20 protein-coding genes are annotated in these 18761 nt (G+C 71.8%); 9 read left to right on the forward strand and 11 right to left on the reverse strand.

The window, feature by feature from the left end; genetic code table 11:
* Positions 1 to 15: 15 nt before the first annotated feature.
* Positions 16 to 462 (reverse strand): Lrp/AsnC family transcriptional regulator, encoded by a 447-nt coding sequence (locus tag ACWDXC_RS29355; protein ID WP_219508519.1) that lies wholly within the window; start codon positions 460 to 462, stop codon positions 16 to 18.
* 107 nt (positions 463 to 569) lie between these two features.
* Here ACWDXC_RS29355 and ACWDXC_RS29360 point away from each other — a divergent pair, with 107 nt between their 5' ends.
* Together ACWDXC_RS29360 and ACWDXC_RS29365 are read left to right on the forward strand one after the other, a co-directional pair.
* Positions 570 to 4034 carry an indolepyruvate ferredoxin oxidoreductase family protein gene (locus ACWDXC_RS29360; protein WP_449986972.1) on the forward strand — a complete coding sequence of 1155 codons (3465 nt, stop codon included), beginning with the start codon at positions 570 to 572 and terminating at the stop codon, positions 4032 to 4034.
* Positions 4031 to 5164: an acyl-CoA dehydrogenase family protein gene (locus ACWDXC_RS29365; protein ID WP_449986974.1), complete on the forward strand. Its 1134-nt coding sequence runs from the start codon at positions 4031 to 4033 to the stop codon at positions 5162 to 5164. The genes ACWDXC_RS29360 and ACWDXC_RS29365 overlap by 4 nt, the downstream gene beginning before the upstream one ends.
* Before the next feature lie 47 nt (positions 5165 to 5211).
* Here the strand turns inward: ACWDXC_RS29365 and ACWDXC_RS29370 are convergent, their stop codons facing one another.
* Both ACWDXC_RS29370 and ACWDXC_RS29375 read right to left on the reverse strand, forming a co-directional pair.
* Positions 5212 to 5862, reverse strand: coding sequence for a DUF6461 domain-containing protein (locus ACWDXC_RS29370; protein ID WP_449986976.1), 651 nt, complete (start codon positions 5860 to 5862; stop codon positions 5212 to 5214).
* A 28-nt stretch (positions 5863 to 5890) separates the two neighbouring features.
* Positions 5891 to 6310 carry a hypothetical protein gene (locus ACWDXC_RS29375; protein ID WP_449986978.1) on the reverse strand — a complete coding sequence of 140 codons (420 nt, stop codon included), beginning with the start codon at positions 6308 to 6310 and terminating at the stop codon, positions 5891 to 5893.
* Between the two features lie 147 nt (positions 6311 to 6457).
* Between ACWDXC_RS29375 and ACWDXC_RS29380 the strand changes: the two genes are divergently transcribed.
* Positions 6458 to 6796: a hypothetical protein gene (locus ACWDXC_RS29380; protein WP_449986980.1), complete on the forward strand. Its 339-nt coding sequence runs from the start codon at positions 6458 to 6460 to the stop codon at positions 6794 to 6796.
* Between the two features lie 173 nt (positions 6797 to 6969).
* Positions 6970 to 7680, forward strand: a complete 711-nt coding sequence (locus ACWDXC_RS29385) for a hypothetical protein (protein ID WP_449986982.1) — start codon at positions 6970 to 6972, stop codon at positions 7678 to 7680.
* On the opposite strand, the gene ACWDXC_RS29390 is transcribed toward ACWDXC_RS29385, so the two are convergent.
* Genes ACWDXC_RS29390 through ACWDXC_RS29400 form a run of 3 tightly spaced genes read right to left on the reverse strand, consistent with a single transcriptional unit; the run spans position 7616 to position 8881 of the window.
* Entirely contained in the window at positions 7616 to 8137 is a 522-nt protein-coding gene (locus tag ACWDXC_RS29390) for an SRPBCC family protein (RefSeq protein ID WP_449986984.1), read from the reverse strand. The two genes, ACWDXC_RS29385 and ACWDXC_RS29390, sit on opposite strands and share 65 nt — an antisense overlap.
* A 2-nt stretch (positions 8138 to 8139) precedes the next feature.
* Positions 8140 to 8454: an ArsR/SmtB family transcription factor gene (locus ACWDXC_RS29395; protein WP_449986986.1), complete on the reverse strand. Its 315-nt coding sequence runs from the start codon at positions 8452 to 8454 to the stop codon at positions 8140 to 8142.
* Positions 8455 to 8491: 37 nt separating this feature from the next.
* A complete protein-coding gene (locus ACWDXC_RS29400; RefSeq protein ID WP_449986988.1) occupies positions 8492 to 8881 on the reverse strand; it encodes a winged helix-turn-helix transcriptional regulator in 390 nt (129 codons plus the stop codon).
* A gap of 74 nt (positions 8882 to 8955) precedes the next feature.
* Here ACWDXC_RS29400 and ACWDXC_RS29405 point away from each other — a divergent pair, with 74 nt between their 5' ends.
* A complete protein-coding gene (locus tag ACWDXC_RS29405) occupies positions 8956 to 9840 on the forward strand; it encodes an NmrA family NAD(P)-binding protein (protein ID WP_449986990.1) in 885 nt (294 codons plus the stop codon).
* A gap of 6 nt (positions 9841 to 9846) precedes the next feature.
* On the opposite strand, the gene ACWDXC_RS29410 is transcribed toward ACWDXC_RS29405, so the two are convergent.
* Together ACWDXC_RS29410 and ACWDXC_RS29415 are read right to left on the reverse strand one after the other, a co-directional pair.
* A complete protein-coding gene (locus ACWDXC_RS29410) occupies positions 9847 to 10191 on the reverse strand; it encodes an excalibur calcium-binding domain-containing protein (RefSeq protein WP_449987335.1) in 345 nt (114 codons plus the stop codon).
* Positions 10192 to 10225: 34 nt separating this feature from the next.
* Positions 10226 to 11386, reverse strand: coding sequence for an acyl-CoA dehydrogenase family protein (locus ACWDXC_RS29415; protein ID WP_449986992.1), 1161 nt, complete (start codon positions 11384 to 11386; stop codon positions 10226 to 10228).
* Positions 11387 to 11450: 64 nt separating this feature from the next.
* Here ACWDXC_RS29415 and ACWDXC_RS29420 point away from each other — a divergent pair, with 64 nt between their 5' ends.
* Both ACWDXC_RS29420 and ACWDXC_RS29425 read left to right on the forward strand, forming a co-directional pair.
* Positions 11451 to 12569, forward strand: coding sequence for a CaiB/BaiF CoA transferase family protein (locus tag ACWDXC_RS29420; protein WP_449986994.1), 1119 nt, complete (start codon positions 11451 to 11453; stop codon positions 12567 to 12569).
* Positions 12566 to 13213, forward strand: coding sequence for a GntR family transcriptional regulator (locus tag ACWDXC_RS29425; protein ID WP_219508531.1), 648 nt, complete (start codon positions 12566 to 12568; stop codon positions 13211 to 13213). The genes ACWDXC_RS29420 and ACWDXC_RS29425 overlap by 4 nt, the downstream gene beginning before the upstream one ends.
* Positions 13214 to 13220: 7 nt before the next feature.
* Here ACWDXC_RS29425 and ACWDXC_RS29430 read toward each other — a convergent pair whose 3' ends face one another.
* From ACWDXC_RS29430 to ACWDXC_RS29440, 3 genes are all read right to left on the reverse strand, one after another.
* Positions 13221 to 13523 (reverse strand): 4a-hydroxytetrahydrobiopterin dehydratase, encoded by a 303-nt coding sequence (locus ACWDXC_RS29430; protein WP_364171584.1) that lies wholly within the window; start codon positions 13521 to 13523, stop codon positions 13221 to 13223.
* 67 nt (positions 13524 to 13590) lie between these two features.
* Positions 13591 to 14223, reverse strand: coding sequence for a GOLPH3/VPS74 family protein (locus ACWDXC_RS29435; RefSeq protein ID WP_357583348.1), 633 nt, complete (start codon positions 14221 to 14223; stop codon positions 13591 to 13593).
* Positions 14220 to 15584 (reverse strand): APC family permease, encoded by a 1365-nt coding sequence (locus tag ACWDXC_RS29440; protein ID WP_449986997.1) that lies wholly within the window; start codon positions 15582 to 15584, stop codon positions 14220 to 14222. The genes ACWDXC_RS29435 and ACWDXC_RS29440 overlap by 4 nt, the downstream gene beginning before the upstream one ends.
* A 139-nt stretch (positions 15585 to 15723) precedes the next feature.
* Here ACWDXC_RS29440 and ACWDXC_RS29445 point away from each other — a divergent pair, with 139 nt between their 5' ends.
* Together ACWDXC_RS29445 and ACWDXC_RS29450 are read left to right on the forward strand one after the other, a co-directional pair.
* On the forward strand, positions 15724 to 17748 hold the full coding sequence (locus ACWDXC_RS29445) for a M14 family zinc carboxypeptidase (RefSeq protein WP_449986999.1): 2025 nt from the start codon (positions 15724 to 15726) through the stop codon (positions 17746 to 17748).
* A gap of 59 nt (positions 17749 to 17807) precedes the next feature.
* Positions 17808 to 18761: an STM4015 family protein gene (locus ACWDXC_RS29450; protein WP_449987000.1), complete on the forward strand. Its 954-nt coding sequence runs from the start codon at positions 17808 to 17810 to the stop codon at positions 18759 to 18761.

Consider the following 18761-nt stretch of genomic DNA (forward strand, 5'->3'; position numbering starts at 1 on the left):
CTGGACAAGGGCCGCTCAGGCCAGCGCGTCGCGCGTCCACGAGCCGAGCACCAGGAGCGTCTTGGTGCCCGTCACGTCCCCCGCCCGGCGCAACCGGTCGATGACCTGCTGCAGATGGCCGAGGTCGCGCACCCGGACGTGGATCAGCGCGTCGGGGTCGCCCGCGATCGTGAACACCGCCTGCACCTCCGGCACGTCCGTCGCCGTGCGGACGATCTCGCTGACCGGCGTCGTCCCCGGATACCGCAGCTCCGTGAACGCCTCGATGCCCCAGCCCAGCTTGGAGTAGTCGATCTGCACGCTGAACCCGGTGATCACGCCGAGCTCCCGCAGCCGGTCCACCCGCCGCTTCACCGCCGCCACCGACAGGCCGATCCGCTCGGCCATCTCCGAGAACGTCCGCCGGCCGTCCTCCCGCAGCAGCCGCAGCACCTGGTGATCTATCTCGTCCACGACTGACATGCGCCAACCTCCTCCTGTGCGCAAAGAACATATGCATCCAGCGGCTTCCACTCCAACTATTTGCGTCTTCAGGCGGGTTTCTCCCCTGATACTTGCGCTCACCAGGGATGCGTTGCTGTGCTTGGGGTCCCCCACCGCACGACCGCCTGGAGGAACGCGTGAGTGTGTCCCTCGACGACAGATACGCCGCCGAGAGCGGCCGGGTGCTGATCTCCGGCATCCAGGCCCTGGTCCGCCTCACCCTGGAGCAGCGCCGCCTCGACACCGGACGCGGCCTCGACACCCGCGTCTTCGTCTCCGGCTACCAGGGCTCCCCGCTCGCCGGGGTCGACCTGGAGATGGCCCGCGCCCGGCGCTTCCTCGACGAGGCGGGCGTGGTGTTCCAGCCGGGCCTCAACGAGGAGCTGGCCGCCACCGCCGTCGCCGGCACCCAGCTCCTGCGCGAGCTCCCCGGCCGCCGCCACGCCGGGGTCACCGGCTTCTGGTACGGCAAGAACCCCGGCCTGGACCGGGCCGCCGACGCCATCCGGCACGGGAACGTGGCGGGCACCGCCGCGCTCGGCGGAGCCGTGGCCTGGATCGGCGACGACCCGGGCAGCAAGTCCTCCACCGTGCCCAGCTCGTGCGAGCCGATGTGCCAGAGCCTCGCCATGCCGCTGCTCGCCCCCGGCACCGTCGCCGAGATCATCGAGTTCGGTCTGCACGCCGTCGCGCTGTCGCGGGCCACCGGCCTGTGGACCGGCCTGAAGATCCTCGCCGACGTGGCCGACGCCTCCGCCACCGTGGACCTCGACACCCTGCGCGCCGGCATCCCCGCCCCCGGACGCGCCGACGCCGGGCCGCCGCCGATCCTCGTCGGCCCCGCCTCGCTCGACGCCGAGCACGACATGCTCACCCGGCGGCTCGACCTGGCCCGCGCCTACGCCAAGGCGACCGGGCTGAACCGGGTCACCGCCGGCTCCTCGCGCGCCACGCTCGGCATCGTCGCCTCCGGCACCTCCTACCAGGTGGTGCTGCGCGCGCTGGCCGACCTCGGCGTGGGCGAGCAGGACCTCGAAGCGCTCGGTGTCCGGCTCGTCCGGCTCGGGATGCCGTACCCGCTGGAGGCCGCCGAGCTCGTCGCCATGACCGCCGACCTGGAGCGGGTGCTCGTGGTCGAGGACAAGGTGCCGTTCATCGAGGGCCAGCTCAAGCAGGCGCTGTACGGCGGCGAGCGCACCCCGGTCGTCGTCGGGCGCACCGACGAGACGGGCCGCGAGCTGCTCACCGCGCGCGGCACCCTCGGCGCGGAGGCCGTCGCCTCGGCCGTCGCCGCGTGCCTCGGCCCCGACCGGCTGCCGCGGGCCACCGCGGTCCCCGCCGCGGCTCCTCCCAAGCGGCGGCCCCTGCTGCCCGTCGTGGCGGCGCGGACGCCGTACTTCTGCTCCGGCTGCCCGCACAACACCTCCACCCGCGCCTCCGACGACACGCTGGTCGGCGTCGGCATCGGCTGCCACGCGATGATCGCGCTGGACGGCAACGGGCGCGGCCACCAGGTCGGCATCACCCAGATGGGCGGCGAGGGCGCCCAGTGGATCGGCCTGGCCCCCTTCACCGAGGACCGCCACTTCGTCCAGAACCTCGGCGACGGCACCTTCCACCACTCCGGCTCCCTCGCCATCAGGGCCGCCGTCGCCGCCGGGGTGACGATCACGTACAAACTCCTCTACAACGACGCCGTCGCCATGACCGGCGGCCAGCGCGCCGAGGGCCGCCTGGACGTGCCCGCGCTGACGCGGGCGCTCGCCGTCGAAGGGGTACGGCGCGTCGTCGTCACCACCCCTGAGCCCGAGACGTACAGGAACATCACGCTCGACCCGATCGCCACCGTCAGGCACCGCGACGACCTCCCCGACGTGGAACGGGAGCTCGCCGCGCTCGACGGGGTGACCGTGCTGATCCACGACGACCGGTGCGCGGCCGAGGAACGGCGGCTGCGCAAGCGCGGCAAACTGCCCGTCGCCGTCGAGAAGGTCGTCGTCAACGAGCGCGTCTGCGAAGGATGCGGCGACTGCGGGGAGGTGTCCACCTGCCTGTCGGTTCAGCCGGTGGAGACCGAGTTCGGGCGCAAGACGCGCATCCACCAGCCGTCCTGCAACTCCGACCTGAGCTGCCTCAAGGGCGACTGCCCGTCGTTCCTGCTGGTCAAGCCGGGAACCAAGCGCGCACGCCCGGTGCCGCAGCCCCCCGCCGCGCTGCCCGAGCCCGTGACGCGGTTCGCCGGCCGGTCCGTGCTGATCAGGATGCCCGGCATCGGCGGCACCGGCGTCGTCACCGTCTCGCAGATCCTGCAGATGGCCGCCCACCTCGACGGCCTCCACGCCGCCGGGCTGGAGCAGACCGGGCTCGCGCAGAAGGGCGGGCCGGTCGTCAGCGACGTCCGCATCTCCCCGGACCCGATCACCGGCTCCGTCCGCGCCGCGAACGGCACCGCCGACGTGCTGATCGGCTTCGACCTGCTCGGCGCCGCCGCCGACGCCAACCTGGCCGTCGCCACGCCCGACCGCACCATCGCCGTGATCAACACCACCGTCGTGCCCACCGCCGCCATGGTCACCGGCCGCGACCGGCTCGGCTCCGCCGACGGCGCGCTCGCCCGCGTCGAATCCGCCACCCGGCAGGCCGACAACCTGTACGTGGACGCGCACGGCCTGTCCGAATCCCTCTTCGACGACCACATGCCCGCCAACATGGTGCTCATCGGCGCCGCCTACCAGCACGGCTGCATCCCCGTCTCGGCCGACGCCATCGAACAGGCCATCCGGCTCAACAAGGCCGCCGTCGAGCAGAACCTGGCCGCCTTCCGCTGGGGCCGCGCCACCGTCGTCGATCCCCCCACCGCCCCCGACGCCGCCGAACCGAGCCTCGACGAGGTGCTGGCCGTCCGCGTCGCCGACCTGACCGGCTACCAGAACGCCACCTACGCCCGCACGTACGCCGACGAGGTCCGCCGCCTGACCGCCCGCGCCGTCGAACGCGCCGGCGAGGAGGCCGGCGCCCGCATCGGCCTCGCCTACGCCCGCGGCCTGCACAAGCTCATGGCCTACAAGGACGAGTACGAGGTCGCCCGCCTCCACCTCGACCCCGCCGAACGGGCCAGGCGCGAACTGGAGTACGGCCCCGACGCCGTCGTCTCCGTGCTCCTCCACCCGCCGCTGCTGCGCGCCCTCGGCATGAAGCGCAAGATCCGCCTGACGCGCACCGCCGCCCCCGTCTTCCACGGCCTGCGCGCCGCCCGCCTGCTGCGCGGCACCGCCCTCGACCTCTTCGGCTACGCCCGGGTCCGCCGGGTCGAACGGGAGCTGGTCACCGAATACCGTGATCTCATGCGAGACGCGCTCACCCGGCTCACCCCCGCCACCGCCGACGCCGTCGCCGAACTGGCCGCGTTGCCGGAGGTCATCCGCGGGTACGAGGACATCAAGCTCGCCCGCGTCGCCGAGTTCCGCGAGCGGGCCGCCAAGGCACTCGCCCAGCTGCCCGCCCCGGCCGTCTCGTCCTCGCCGACCGCCTCCACCCGGGAGATGCCGTGACCGTTGACCGCCTGCTGCCGGACCAGGACGCCCGCGACCTCATCGACCTCACCCGCGACATCGCCGACAAGGAGCTCGCCCGCCGCGTCGACGAACACGAGCGCGCCGAGACCTACCCCGAAGGGCTGTTCGCGACCCTCGGCGACGCCGGGCTGCTCGGCCTGCCCTACCCCGAGGAGTACGGCGGCGGCGGCCAGCCGTACGAGGTCTACCTCCAGGTCATCGAGGAGCTCGCCGCCCGCTGGGCCGCCGTCGCCGTCGCCACCAGCGTCCACACGCTGGCCTGCTTCCCCGTCTTCACCTACGGCACGCCCGAACAGCGCGAACGCTGGCTCCCCGAGATGCTCGCCGGGCGGCTCATCGGCGGCTACAGCCTGTCGGAGCCCCAGGCCGGCTCCGACGCCGGCGCCCTCACCTGCCGCGCCGACCGCGTCGAAGGCGGCTATCGCGTCACCGGCAACAAAGCCTGGATCACCCACGGCGGCATCGCCGACTTCTACGCCCTCTTCGCCCGCACCGGCGACCGGAGCGTCTCCTGCTTCCTCGCCCCCGGCGCCGCCGACGGACTCACGTTCGGCCGCCCCGAGGAGAAAATGGGCCTGCACGCCATCCCCACCACCAGCGCCCACTGGGACGGCGCCTTCCTGGAGGACGACCGCCTCCTCGGCGAGGAAGGACAGGGGCTGCAGATCGCCTTCAGCGCCCTCGACTCCGGCCGCCTCGGCATCGCCGCCTGCGCCACCGGCCTCGCCCAAGCCGCCCTCGACGAGGCCGTCGCCTACGCCAAGGAACGCCAGACCTTCGGCAAGAAGATCATCGACCACCAGGGGCTCGGCTTCCTGCTCGCTGACATGGCCGCCGGGGTCGACTGCGCCCGCGCCGCCTACCTGGACGCCGCCCGCCGCCGCGACGCCGGCCTCCCGTACAGCCGCCAGGCCTCGGTGGCCAAGCTGGTGGCCACCGATACGGCGATGAAGGTGACGACGGACGCTGTGCAGGTGTTCGGCGGGTACGGGTACACGCGGGAGTTCCGGGTCGAGCGATACATGCGCGAGGCCAAGATCATGCAAATCTTCGAGGGGACCAATCAGATCCAGCGATTGGTGATCAGCCGGCACTTGGCCAAGTAGCTCCTGCCGTGCGAGGACCGAGCCTGCCGGTGTCGAGACATGCTGCTCTATTGTCGGGAGTAGGGCGCGACCCCACATAGGTAGACCGACTGCTCCAGCAGTTCTGGCGTCACCTTGACCCCGGTCAGGTACTCAGCCATCGCGAAGAACGACTCACTGCTGTGGTCGTCGTCGAATCCGACGTGGCGCCCGATCTCGCTGAATTTCTCTTCCCATGTGTTGTAGGACTCGATGTCGGAGAAGCTTGGCTCCAAGGCCAGGCGCTCCTGGCCGTCTTCCATCCAGAGGAAGTCTTCCTGCCCGTTGACATTGCGGAAATGGGACACCAGCCGGGTGCCCGCTGACAATCGTCCGGCGACGCCGGGCATGACGCCCATGAAGCCGTTGGGTTCGACGACGAACGCCCAGTCGTCGACGAGTGTGACCCCGAAGAAGTGGCTATATCCGGTGCGGGGTCTACCGAGGTCGGAAAACGCTGCCTTGATCAGGCCCTTGAGCCCCACGGGCGGAAAGCGCTCGGCACCGGTCCGGGCCAGGACCTGCTCAGGTGTCAGCCCGCGGACGAGGGTGAAACAGTATGCCTCCCGGAGGTCGGTGTACGCGTCGTACATGAATCGGTTGTAGGTGAACCAGGCATAGTCAGCGGCAGTCGCGATCACGCCGACATGCTGCCAGTCGGTAATGACAGAAACGGTCACCGGTGGCTACCCGCCGTGCCGTGGAGGATCAGAAAGTGAGCTCGCCGGTGCGGAGCAGCACCAATGCTTCTTCGTGCCATTCGGAGCGGTCGCCTGCCGGCGGCAATTCGACGCCCGCGCATCCGGCAGGGGCGGCGAACTGCTGCCGGAGCTGTTCCATGAGCTGTTCAGCCAGCCTGAGCGTTTCCGGCAGGTCGTCCGCGGCGTCGACGCTGAGACCGAGGACGGTCGCTCCGCCACGGGTGAACGTGATGCTCGCCTGGTAATGGTCGCGAGCCTTGAGATAGAGCGTGGAAACGTCGTCCGCGCCGCCTTGGGTGTGAGCCCGGATGAGGGTGTGGAGCCGCTCGTCATCATCGGTCGCTTTGACGTAGCTCTCGATGAATCGCCCGAGGACCTCGGAGCTGCACTCTGCCAGCCAGACGTAGACGTCGAGACACGGCGGCATGAGCCCAGCGTAGAGGCCGGAAATTGAGGACTTATTGTCCCAATTGGCCAATGCGGTAAGTAATGCTTGCCCCCTGTCGTGATCCACTGCAAGCTGACCAAGGCGTCACTTCCCATCGGAACTCCTCAGGCAGAAGGGGACCACCGCATGAAGTTACGGCACGTGATCATCGCCTCGACCCTCGCTCTCCCGACCGCTCTCACGCTCGCCCTGACCACGGCCCCGGCGCAGGCCGTGACGTGTGTCAAGGGCTGGGGAGCTGACCTGCACTCCGCCTGGATCGACTGTGACAACGGGAACACGACAGGGACCTTCCGGCTGAAGGTGCAGGTCTGCGCCAGCACCGGATGCGCCTGGCGCTACGGTCCGTGGAAGTACTACCAGGGCGGCGGCGCGTCGACCTACTCCGATATGGGCACGTGGGTGAACACGAGCAGCATCACCTACGAGCCCGGCCCGGCCGGCGGCTTCGCGCCCTCCGACTGACCGGCCGTGGTGATCCGGCCCGGAGCTGCGTGCGGCGCGGAGAAGGGTCACCACGAGGCCGCGGCCAGGGACTCCGACGAACCCGGCTACCTGGCCGGCAGGCATGTTGAGCGCGGGTCGGGTCAGTATGATCGCGGCAGACTGTCTCGCATACCCCCCAGGTAGGACCTTCTGTGCGATACGTGCCGCCTCCTCCGCCGGTCATCGGGCCGCAGGACTGGTCGTTCATGTGTGGGCTGCTGGCTGTCAGGACGGCGGACGAGCTGGCGTCGCGGCCGTTCGTGCCGAGTCCGGCGCGGCTGGAGCCGGGGGAGCGGGCGCTGCTCGTGGCTCCGGCGCAGCGGCATCTGTGGAAGCCGCAGAGCCCGGTCGCGTACCGGCGGAGCAACATGTTCGCCTTCGGGTCGCTGTCGTTCGTGATCGCGGCGCACGCGGTCAACGAGGCGGCCAACGCGCTGCGGAAGAGCAAGGCGGTGGCGGAGGCGCAGGGGCAGTGGGTGGTCGACGGGGCGGGGCCGTTGACCGTCACCACGCAGGGCGCCCATTTCACGCATCCTGATATGTGGGCGCATTTCGCGTGGGGGCGGGCCGAGTTCTGCGACATGGACGCCGCCGACCTGTTCCAGATTCACATGGTCGACGACGTGACGGGGAACCGGATCGGGTTGCGGTTCCGGACGATCTGGGCGCCGTTGGTGTTCGTGCTCACGGCGTTGTCGTCCCAGCCCGGGCATCCGCGGCTGCATGACCGGTCGTGGGTGCCGCCGCATGTCGCGCACATCCATCCGGAGATTCCCGCGCTGGTGGCCGACGCGGCGCTCAGGCTGGCCACGGGGCAGGGGGCGTTCCTGGAGCGGAATCGGTATCGGGGGCTGCAGGGGTAGAAGGGGTCGCCGAGGCGGTGAGGTGGGCGTGCAGGGAGTCGAGCATGGCGTGCCAGCCGGCGCGGTAGTCGGCTGCCGGCTCGCGGCGCACCGGGCGGTGCAGCAGCACGAGGCGGGTGCCGTCGCCGTCGGGAGAGAGCTCCCAGCGCACCCGTGACTCGGGCTCGCCCGGCCAGAGCCAGGTGTGCTCGACGAGCCGGCCGGGCTCGACCGCGAGGACCGCGCCCTCGGCCCGGCCCTCGTCGCCGAAGTCGAAGGTGACCGTGCTGCCGGGCTCCGGCCGGAGGGTCACGCCGGGCAGCCATTCGCCCTGCTGGGCGGGGTCGGTCAGGGCGGACCAGACCCGGGCCGGCGGGTGCGGCAGGCGGCGCTCGAACCGGATCTGCCACTCGCCGTCCGGTCCGAGGCCGAGGGTGCCGCGCCGGTCGTCCGGGGCGGGTGCGGTGTCGTCGTGCATGGTCAGGTGTCCTCCAGCCGGTCGAGGTGGCGTTCGAGGGAGTCGAGGCGGGCGGCCCAGTTGCTCCTGGTGCGCTCGATCCACGCGCCCGCCTCCTCCAGCGGGCCGGGGTCCAGCCGGTAGAGGCGGCGCTGCGCCTCGTTCCGGTACGTGACGAGCCCGGCCTCACGCAGCACCCGCAGGTGCTTGGACACGGCCGGGCGGCTGGTGTCGAACTCCGCGGCCAGCTCGCCGGCCGTACGCTCGCGCTCGGCCACCAGCTCCAGCAGCCTGCGCCGGACCGGGTCGGCCAGCGCCTCGAACACTCCCGTTCTCACCCGTCCTTTGTAGCCTACGGGTTACGTAACCCGCAAGTTACGCAAGCCGGTCCCAGTCGTCACGCGCGGCGGCGATCGCGTCCTTGTGGTCGCGGGACCAGTCGGCCAGCGCCGACACCATGCCCGCCAGGCTCGCGCCCATCTCGGTCAGCCGGTAGTCGGTGCGCGGCGGGATGGTCGGGTAGACGGTCCGCTCGACCAGGCCGTCACGGCACAGCCGCTTGGTGGTCACCGTCAGCATCCGCTGGGAGATGCCGGGAACGGCCCGCTCCAGCTCGCGGAAGCGGCGCGTGCCCTTGGCCAGCTCGACCAGCACCAGCACCGTCCAGCGGTCGCCGAGCCGGTCGAGCACGTCGCGGATCCCGCAGTCGTCGTCCCCGCACGGGCCGCTGACCTGCGGGCTTATCGCGGTGTTCGTGGCTGACACGAAAGTGCCTCCTTATGGGCCTGCCGTCCGGTGTGGATGAATCTGCACTACATGCCAACAGCAAGGAGCAGCAGATGATTCTCGTCACCGGTGTCTCCGGCGGCCTCGGCGGCCTGATCCACCGCGGCCTCACCGGCCAGGACGGCATCGAGGTGGTCGGCGGCACCCGCACGGGCGACGGGGTGAGCGCGCGCCGGATCGACTTCGACGACCCGGCGTCGCTCGCCGACGGGTTCCGCGGCGCGCACGTCCTCGTGTTCGTCTCGGCCGGCTACGCCGAGGACGACGTCGTGCTCGCCCGCCACGGCGCCGTGGCCGGCGCGGCCGAGGCGGCGGGCGTCCGGCACGTCGTCTACACCAGCCTGGCGGCCTCCGGCGACCTGATGACGATCGCGCTGCCGCACCGCTGGACCGAGTCACGCCTGGCCGCGGCCCCGTTCGACGTGACGATCCTGCGCAACGGCCTCTACGGCGAGGTCCCCGTCGGGCTGGCCGCCACCGCCGCCGCGTCCGCCGGGCAGAGCGGCGTGTTCGCCGCGCCGTTCGGGGCCGGCAAGGTGTCGGTCGTGGCCAAGGAGGACCTGGCCGACGTCGCCGTACGGGTCGCCGCCGACATCCACCGGGACCTCGCCGCGGGCCGCCACAGCCGCCACGCGGGCAGGACGTACGAGCTGGAAGGCGTCGAGGCGATCGGCGGGCAGGACATCGCGGACGTGCTGGGCGAGGTGCTCGGCCGCCCGGTCGGCTACCGGCCGGTCCCGCTGTCGGCGATGCGGGAGCTGCTCGCCGGGAGCGGCCTGGAGCCCTACCAGGTCACGCACACGCTCTCGCTGTTCTCCAACCTCAACGCCGGCTTCCTCCAAGGCCGCCGCACCGACCTGCCCGCCCTCCTGCCTGCCGCCCCCCGCCCGATCCGCGGCCGCATCACCCGGGCCGTCCGGGAAACGCTCGCCGGCTGAGCCGGTTCAGCGCTCGCAGACCACGCCGTCGCCGTCGCGGTCCTGGTACCAGGCGTACTCGGGGTCCCGGCCCCGGTAGTACGGGCCGTAGCCGGCGCGGTTGGCGTCGCCGCAGGTGCGGAACCGCGGATCGGTGCGGGTGTCCGGCTGCGGCTTGGTCGGGGCCGGAGTCGGGGCCGGAGTCGGGGTGGGCGTGGGCGTGGGGGAGGCGCGGGTCCGGTCGCACGTGCCGGACCAGATGCGCAGCCGCTCCCGCTGGGCCGGCCACGAGGTAGGCGACCTTGCCGAGGGGCAGCAGCGTGGCCGTCCTCGACGTGGCGGTCTTCGACCGGCACGGCGACGACCGCCTATAGACGCCTATGGGACGGGGGCGGTGTACGCGGCTCTAGTGGAAGGCGGGCAGGCCGGTGAGGGCCTTGCCGAGGACGAGGGTGTGGATCTCCGAGGTGCCCTCGTAGGTGAGCACCGATTCCAGGTTGACCGCGTGCCTGATGACCGGGTACTCCAGCGTGATGCCGCTCGCGCCGAGGATCGTGCGGCAGGTGCGGGCGATGTCCAGGGCTTCGCGCACGTTGTTGAGCTTGCCGGCGCTGATCTGTTCGGGGGTGATGGCGCCGGCTTCCTTGAGGCGGCCGAGGTGGAGGGCGAGGAGCAGGCCCTTGCCGAGCTCCAGGGTCATGTCGGCGAGCTTCTCCTGGGTGAGCTGGTAGGAGGCGAGCGGGCGGGCGAACACCTCGCGGGAGCCGGCGTAGTCCAGGGCGGTCTCCAGGCAGTCGAGCGCCGCTCCCATCGCGCCGAACACGATGCCGTACCGGGCCTCGTTGAGGCAGCCGAGCGGGCCGGACAGGCCGCGCGCGCCGGGCAGCATGGCGTCGGCGGGCAGGCGTACGTCGTCGAGGACGAGCTCGCTGGTGACGCTGGCGCGCAGGGACACCTTCCGCTTCAGGTCGTGGGCGGTGAAGCCGGGGGTGCCCGCCGGGACGAGGAAGCCGCGGACGCCGTCGTCGGTCCGCGCCCAGACGACGGCGACGTCGGACACGGAGCCGTTGGTGATCCACATCTTGGCGCCGTTGAGCACCCAGTCGGAGCCGTCGCGCCTGGCGGTGGTGCGCATGCCGCCGGGGTCGGAGCCGAAGTCGGGCTCGGTCAGGCCGAAGCAGCCGATGCGCTCGCCGGCGGCCATCGGGGGCAGCCATTCGCGCTTGTGCTCCTCGCTGCCGTACTTCCAGATGGCGTACATGGCGAGCGAGCCCTGCACCGAGACGAGGCTGCGCAGGCCGGAGTCGGCGGCTTCCAGCTCCAGGCAGGCCAGCCCGTACGAGACGGCGCCCAGCCCGGCGCAGCCGTAGCCGTCGAGGTGCATGCCGAGGACGCCGACCGAGCCGAGGGTGCGGGCCAGTTCGCGGGCGGGCAGCTCGCCGGTCTCGAACCAGTCGGCGATGTGCGGGCGGATCTCCTTGTCGCAGACCTGGCGCACGGCTTTGCGGATGTCGCGTTCCTCGTCGGTGAGGAGGCCGTCGATGGCGAACAGCGTTGAGGGGTGCACGGGGAAGCCCTTCCTGTATTTTGGATCCAAAATCCAAATATGTCACAGGAAGAGGGGCGTAGCCATGGGCGGGGCGTTGAACGGGCTGCTGATCGCCGACTTCAGCCGGGTCCTGGCCGGGCCGTACGCCACGATGCTGCTCGCCGACCTCGGCGCGGACGTGGTCAAGGTCGAGCGGCCCGGCGGCGGGGACGACACCCGCTCGTGGGGGCCGCCGCACGACGCCGACGGGGTGGCGACCTACTACCTGGCCGTCAACCGCAACAAGCGCTCGATCGCCCTCGACCTGCGCGACCCCGCCGATCTGGAGGTGGCCACGGCGCTGGCCACGCGCGCCGACGTGCTCGTGGAGAACTTCCGGCCGGGCACGATGGACCGCCTCGGCCTCGGCTACGACAGGCTGCGCGGGCTCAACCCGGGGCTGGTCTACTGCTCGGTGACCGGGTTCGGCACCGGCAAGGGCGCCGAGCTGCCGGGCTACGACCTGATCGCGCAGGCCGTGGGCGGGCTGATGAGCGTGACCGGCGAGCCCGACGGGCCCGGCACGAAGGCGGGCGTCGCGCTGGTCGACGTGATCACCGGGCTGCACGCGGCGCTCGGCGTGCTGGCCGCGCTCCGCCACCGCGACGCCACCGGGCAGGGGCAGCGGGTGACGGTGTCGCTGCTGTCGTCGCTGCTGTCCGCGCTGACCAACCACGCCTCCGCGTACGCCGCCGCCGGGGTGGTGCCGAAGGCCATGGGCAACCGGCATCCGAGCATCGTGCCGTACGAGGTGTTCCGGGCGGCCGACAGGCCGATCGTCATCGCGGCGGGCAACGACCGGCAGTTCCGGGCGCTGTGCGGGGTGCTGGAGCGGCCCGACCTGGTGGACGACGAGCGGTTCGGCACGAACGCCGGCCGGGTGGCGCACCGCGAGGAGCTGGTCGCCGAGCTGAACGCGACGCTGGCCACGCGGGGCGCCGACGACTGGTTCGCCGCGCTGACGCCCGCCGGGGTGCCGTGCGGGCCGATCAACGACCTGGCCGCGGCCTTCGCGCTCGCCGCCGAGCTGGGGCTGGAGCCGCTGGCGGACGGACAGGTGGCCAACCCGATCGGGCTGGACGTGACGCCGCCCGCCTACCGGCTGGACCCGCCCGAGCTGGGCCGGGACGAGCAGTGGGTCCGTGGGATATTGGGCCAATGACCTCTCGCCGGCCGCCCACGGCTCAGCAGTTCGTCCTGGAGGAGCTCAGGCGGGCCATCACCACCGGCCGCCTGCGGCCGGGCGAGCCGATCCGGCAGGAGGTGCTGGCCGACGAGCTCGACGTGAGCCGCGTCCCGCTGCGCGAGGCGCTCAAGACGCTGCAGGGCGAGGGCCTGGTCGGCCATCGGGCGCACCGGGGCTACTACGTCGAGCAGCTCTCGCTCGACGACCTGCGCGAGGTCTATCTCATCCGCGACCTGCTGGAGGCCGAGGCCGTCCGGCGCGCGGTCGGGCGGCTCACCGACGCCGGGCTGGCGGCGGCCGAGGCGGCGCAGGCCGAGGTCGAGCGGGCCGCCGAGGCCGCCGACGTGCTGGCCATGGCCGAGGCCAACCGGCGCTTCCACATGGCGATCTTCGAGTGCGCGGGGCTGCCGCGCCTGGTGCGGCTGATCAGGACGCTGTGGGACTCGACCGACGCCTACCGCTCGGTCTACTACGCCGAGGAGGCCAACCGGCGGCGGGTCATCGAGGAGCACCGGGCCACGCTCGACCTGCTGCGCCGCCGCGACGCCGAGGGCGCGGTGGCGCTGCTGGCCGGGCACCGGGCCGCCGCGGTCGAGGCGATCGAGTCCGTGCTCGGGTGAGCCGGCGTCAGCCCCGGTCGCGGGCCGCGCCGTCGACGACCTGGTCGATGTGCGCGGCCAGCTCGACGTCCTTGGCGGTCACCCCGCCCGCGCTGTGGGTCGACAGGCGGAAGCGGATGCCGGAGTCGGTGCGCTCGATCTCCGGATGGTGGTCCAGCGCGTCGGCCTCGTTCGTCACCGCCTGGCGCAGCCAGTCGAAGTTGTCAGGCGTGATCGGGATGTCCCTGGTCAGCGCCGTGCCGTCGCGGCGCCAGCCCTCCAGGCCCGCCAGCGCCGTGTCGATCTCCTCGTCCGTCAGGAGCTCGGCCATGGTGTCCCCCCGTGTCGGTTGCCGTACACGTACCACGGGGAGAGCCGTTGACACCTGCGGCCGGGGGTCACCTGTAGACGGCGACGGCGGCTTCCTGCACGAGCGTGTCGACCATGCCGACCAGCTCCTTGACCAGCGGTGAATGGCCCGTGGCGAGGGCGCGCAGGCGTTCGTTGAGCGACGGCAGGCCGAGGTAGAGCGCGGCCTCGATCTGGAGCACGGCCACCAGGCCGCACAGCGCGGCGCTGCGCGCGTCGGGGCTCTTGCGGCCCTCGGCCGCCGACCGCACCCCGGCGGAGGCCCGTACCAGCAGGGCGATGTCGGCGGGCTCGTGGCGGACGTAGGGCAGCATGCCCAGGCGGCGGCGGGTCACCGGCACCAGCAGGCCCGCGGCGGTCAGCGCGTCGCGGGTGCGGTCGTACACGTTCTCGGCCAGGCTCCTGACCCAGTACGGCGGGTCGTGGCCGATGCGGTCGGCGGCGATCACGTTCAGGAGGTCGTCGGCCACCGCGTCGCCGGTGGCGGCCCGGCCGGTGACGGCGGCCGAGCCCGCGGCGACGCTCACGTGCTCGGCGAGCACCAGGTCGATCAGCACCGCCCCGGCCAGCGCCAGTGACGTCGCCGACCGGTGGGCCAGCGGCTTGCCCGACTTGTCGTGCGCGATCAGGAACAGGTCGTGGTGGAGCGGTTGCCGGGTCACGCCGGCTCCTTGACCGAATCGCGCAGCGTGGGACGGCGTCCCATGCCGTACAGGATCGCCAGCACCACCGCGCCGACGCCGAGCCAGACGAGGCCCACCATCTGGGCGAGGATGTTGGCGTTGATCACCACGAAGACCAGGATCGCCATGCCGATGAGCGGCGCGGCCAGGTGGGCCCAGCGGTTGGCCGACTTCAGGCGGACCGTGTAGTGCACGACGACGGAGACGTGCAGGACGATGAAGGCGACCAGCGCGCCCATGTTGATCAGGCTGGTGAGCAGGTCGACGCCGCCGTCGACGGTCGACATCCACAGCCCGATGCCGACCGACAGCGCCGACACGAGCAGGATGGCGTTGGCGGGCACCGAGTTGCGCACCGAGATGCGGGCCAGGAACGCCGGGAGCTGCCGGTCGCGGGCCATCGCGTACAGCAGGCGCGAGACCGCGACCTGGGCGACCAGGGTGTTGGCCACGCCCCAGGAGATCGCGGTGGCGGTGGTGGTGAGATGCCGCAGCCATTCGCCCCCCGCGATGGCCGCCGCGTCATAGAAGGCGGTGTCGGAGTTGAGCGGTTCGGGCGCGAGCAGGGCGGCCACCCACACCTGGGTGATGAACAGCACGCCCGCCAGGACGAGCGCCAGCCGCATCGCCCGGCCCACCTGCTCCGAACCGCCGGTCGACTCCTCGACCAGCATGCTGATGCCGTCGAAGCCGAGGAACGACAGCACGGCCACCGACACGGCGGCGAACACGATCGGCCAGGAGAAGGTCTCGGGGTTGAACAGCGGCGTCAGGCTGAACCCGCGGCCCGCCCCGTTGAGCAGCGCCCAGAGCCCGGCCAGCAGGAACAGCGCCAGCACGGCCAGCTCGGCGACGATCATCACCTTGGTGAGCTTGATCGTCATGCGGATGCCGCGCAGGTTGATCACCGTGTTGACCGTCACGAAGATGATCAGCCAGGCCCACACGGGCACCGCCGGGATGCTGGCGTTCATGGCGATGGACGCGATCAGGTAGAGCAGGCTCGGCGCGAGCAGGTAGTCGAGCAGGATCGCCCAGCCCGTCATGAACCCGACAGGCGCCGCGATGCCGCGCCCGGCGTAGTTGTAGACCGATCCAGAAAGCGGGAACGCCTTGACCATCTGGGCGTACGAGTTCGCGGTGAACAGCAACGCGATGATGCCGACGAGGTATACCAATACCGGCATACCACCTGAACGCTCGTAGACCAGGCCGAAGATCGCGAATGGCGCGATGGGCACCATGAAGATCAGGCCATAGAACACCAGATCGGTCAGGCCGACCCCACGGCGTAACTCCTGGCGGTAGCCGAACCGGCCGATGCTCTCCTGTGAGTCCACGACGGCGCTCCAAAAACGGCGGGGGGTTGATTGGGAGATCCTTCCGCAGGTCGCCGGAGCGTCGCAAGGTGTGAGTCTTGCCGGTTCGTCCTTGTCGGCTTTCAATGATCCTCATACGGGTGATCCCCAGGAGGAGCCGATGCGAGCCCTACGGGCAGCCGCAGTTGTCCTGACCGTCGTTCTCACCACGTTCGTGGCGGCCGAACCGTCCATCCCGGCGGTCGCCGGGCCCACCGACCCCGAGCCCGTCTCGCTGGTCACACTCTCCGTTCCGGACCGCGCGGCGATGGACCGGCTGGTCGCGGCCGGAGCCGACCTCACCGAGCGGGTGCGGCCCCAGGCCGACGGCAGCATCCAGGTCGACGCGGTGGTGACGCCGACCCAGCTCGCGGCGCTCCGGCCGCTCGGCGCGACCCTGGCCACGGGCACGCCGGCCCCCAAGCCGGCCGCCACCGCCACCGCACGGGACCAGATCGTCATCGAGCGGGCCGTCTGGTTCAAGTCCCGCGACGGCTACTTCCTGTCGGTCGAGGCGTCCAGCAGCGCCGGCGGCGCGGCGGCGCTCACCGCCACCTGGAAGGGCAGGCGCGGCGCGACCGGCGAGGTCGCGATGGCGCCCTACCTCGACGCGGGCGCCTACCTGGGACACCAGTTCGCCACCCCGGCGCCGGTGGACACCCGGCCCGACTGGGTCACGGTCACCTCGGCGACCGGCGGCACCGCGCAGGCCCGCGTCAGCGAGTGGCCCGACGGCGAGCGCCCCGACCGCACCGGTCACCGCTACCAGAAGGACTTCATCACCCAGTACATGCCGCCCGCGCAGCTCAACGAGCGCATCAAGGCCCTGCACCGCAGCTTCCCCCGGCTCACCGACATCGTCGAGCTGCCGCACCTGACCAACGGCTACCGCCGCCACGCCCAGGCGCTGCTCGGCGCCGTCCCCGGCTCAGCCGTCGTCGTCACCTCACGCGCGTACGGGTCCGAAGGCGGCAACGACCTGGCCGTCGAGCTCGTCGACCCGGGAGCGCCCGACCGCGCGCTCGACGTGAGCGTGGACGGCAAGCGCGTCACGGTCAGCCTGGCCACCGACGGCTCCGGGACGCCCACCAGCACCGCCGCCCAGGTGGCCGCCGCGCTCGACGCCACCCCCGGGCTGCGCGCCTCCACCTACAGGGGCGACCCGGGCGCCGGGGTCATGGCGCCGGTGGCGCTCACCCAGCTCAGCGACTTCCTCAAGGCGCCCGCCGACGTCTCCCGCAAGCCCGCCAGGGTGCTCGCGCTGCGCATCGGCGTGCACCGCGACGGCTCGCGCACCGGCGTCCTGGCCTACGCCCAGGAGCACGCCAGGGAGTGGGTGACGCCGCTCGTCACCATCGAGGCCGCCGAGCGGCTGCTGCGCAACTACGCGCGCGACCCCGCCACCCGCAAGCTGCTCCAGCGCACCGACGTGTTCATCGTGCCGACCGTCAACCCCGACGGCGCCAACTACAGCTTCTACGACTTCAACTCCCAGCGTAAGAACATGACCAACCACTGCCCCGCCCAGCAGGCCGACCCGGCCCAGCGCAACACCTGGGGCGTGGACGTCAACCGCAACTACGCGGCCGGGTCGCTGCACGACGGCTACTTCGGCGCCTCCGCCAACTGCCAGAGCGGCACCTACGCGGGTCCGGCCGAGCACTCCGAGCCGGAGAGCCGCAACGTCATCTGGCTCGCGCAGAAGTACCGCAACATCAAGTTCGCCATGAACGTGCACAGCTACGGCGGCTACTTCATGTGGCCGCCCGGCGCGTACAAGCTCGACGGCCGCATCACGCTGCCCCGCCCGACCGCCCAGGAGGAGGCGTACTTCCTGCGTTCGGCCCGCACGATCGAGGAGGCGATCGCCGCCGAGCGCGGCACCGTCACCTGGCCGCAGCAGACCGGCCCGGTGACCGACGTGCTCTACTCGGCCGCCGGCAACTCGGCCGACGAGCTCTGGTACGACTTCGGCATCTACGGCTGGGACTTCGAGGTCGGCAGCGACCTGTGGAACCCGGAGACGCGGAGATGGGAGGGCGTCGGCTTCCAGCCGCCGTTCAGCGAGGGGCACCAGGAGGCGATGGAGTTCGCCTCGGGCCTGATCTCGCTGATCGGGGTGGCGGCCGACTACCGGGATCGGTGATTGTCGGCTCGATCTGGTAGGACAGGACTCGCCAATCCCCCAGGCGAGGACATCCTGCCATGATCGAGTACGACCCCGCGCTCGGCTACACGCTGTCCTACATGGACACGTACGCCGGGCTGCCTGTCGCCCACCACCCGCGGGACGGTCAGTCCCCGCCGGAGGGTGAGGTGGCCTGGCGGCTCCACGCGGTCACCTGGCCCGGCGACGAGCGGGCGCCCATGACGCAGGCCATCGACGCCTTCGTCGAGTCCGTCGACCCGGCGCGGGTCACGGCCCTGGTGATCGGGGCCTGGGAGGAGTGCTACGAGACGAGCTCGGCGTCGGTCGTGGAGCGCCTGGTCGCGCACGCGCCCCGGCTGACCGCGCTGCGCTCGCTGTTCTTCGGCGACATCGATTCCGAGGAGGCGGAGATCTCCTGGATCCAGCAGTCGGACGTGACGCCGCTGCTGGAGGCGTTCCCCAGGCTGGAGCGGTTGGAGGTGCGGGGCGGCACCGGGCTGGAGCTGTCGCCGGTGCGGCACGAGGCGCTGCGGGTGCTGCGGTTCGAGACCGGTGGGCTGCCGGCCGCCGTGGTCAGGGCGGTGGGGGCGTCGGAGCTGCCCGCGCTGGAGCACCTGGAGCTGTGGCTGGGCGTGGGGGAGTACGGCGGCGACGCCACGGTGGCTGACCTGGCGCCGATCCTGTCGGGGGAGCGGCTGCCCGCCCTGCGGCATCTGGGACTCCAGGACAGCGAGATCCAGGACGAGATCGCCGCCGCCGTGGCCGCCGCGCCCGTCGTGGCCCGGCTGGAGTCGCTGGCGCTGTCGATGGGCGTGCTGCGCGACGAGGGCGCCGAAGCGCTGCTCAGCGGCCAACCGCTCACCCACCTGCGCAAGCTCGACCTGCACCACCACTACCTGACCGAGCCCATGATGAAGCGGATCACCGCCGCCCTGCCCGGCGTCGAGGTGGACCTGACCGGCATGGAGCAGTCCGACCGAGGCTGGACCTTCGTCGCGGTCAGCGAGTGA

It is taken from the genome of Nonomuraea sp. NPDC003214, from assembly GCF_053590035.1.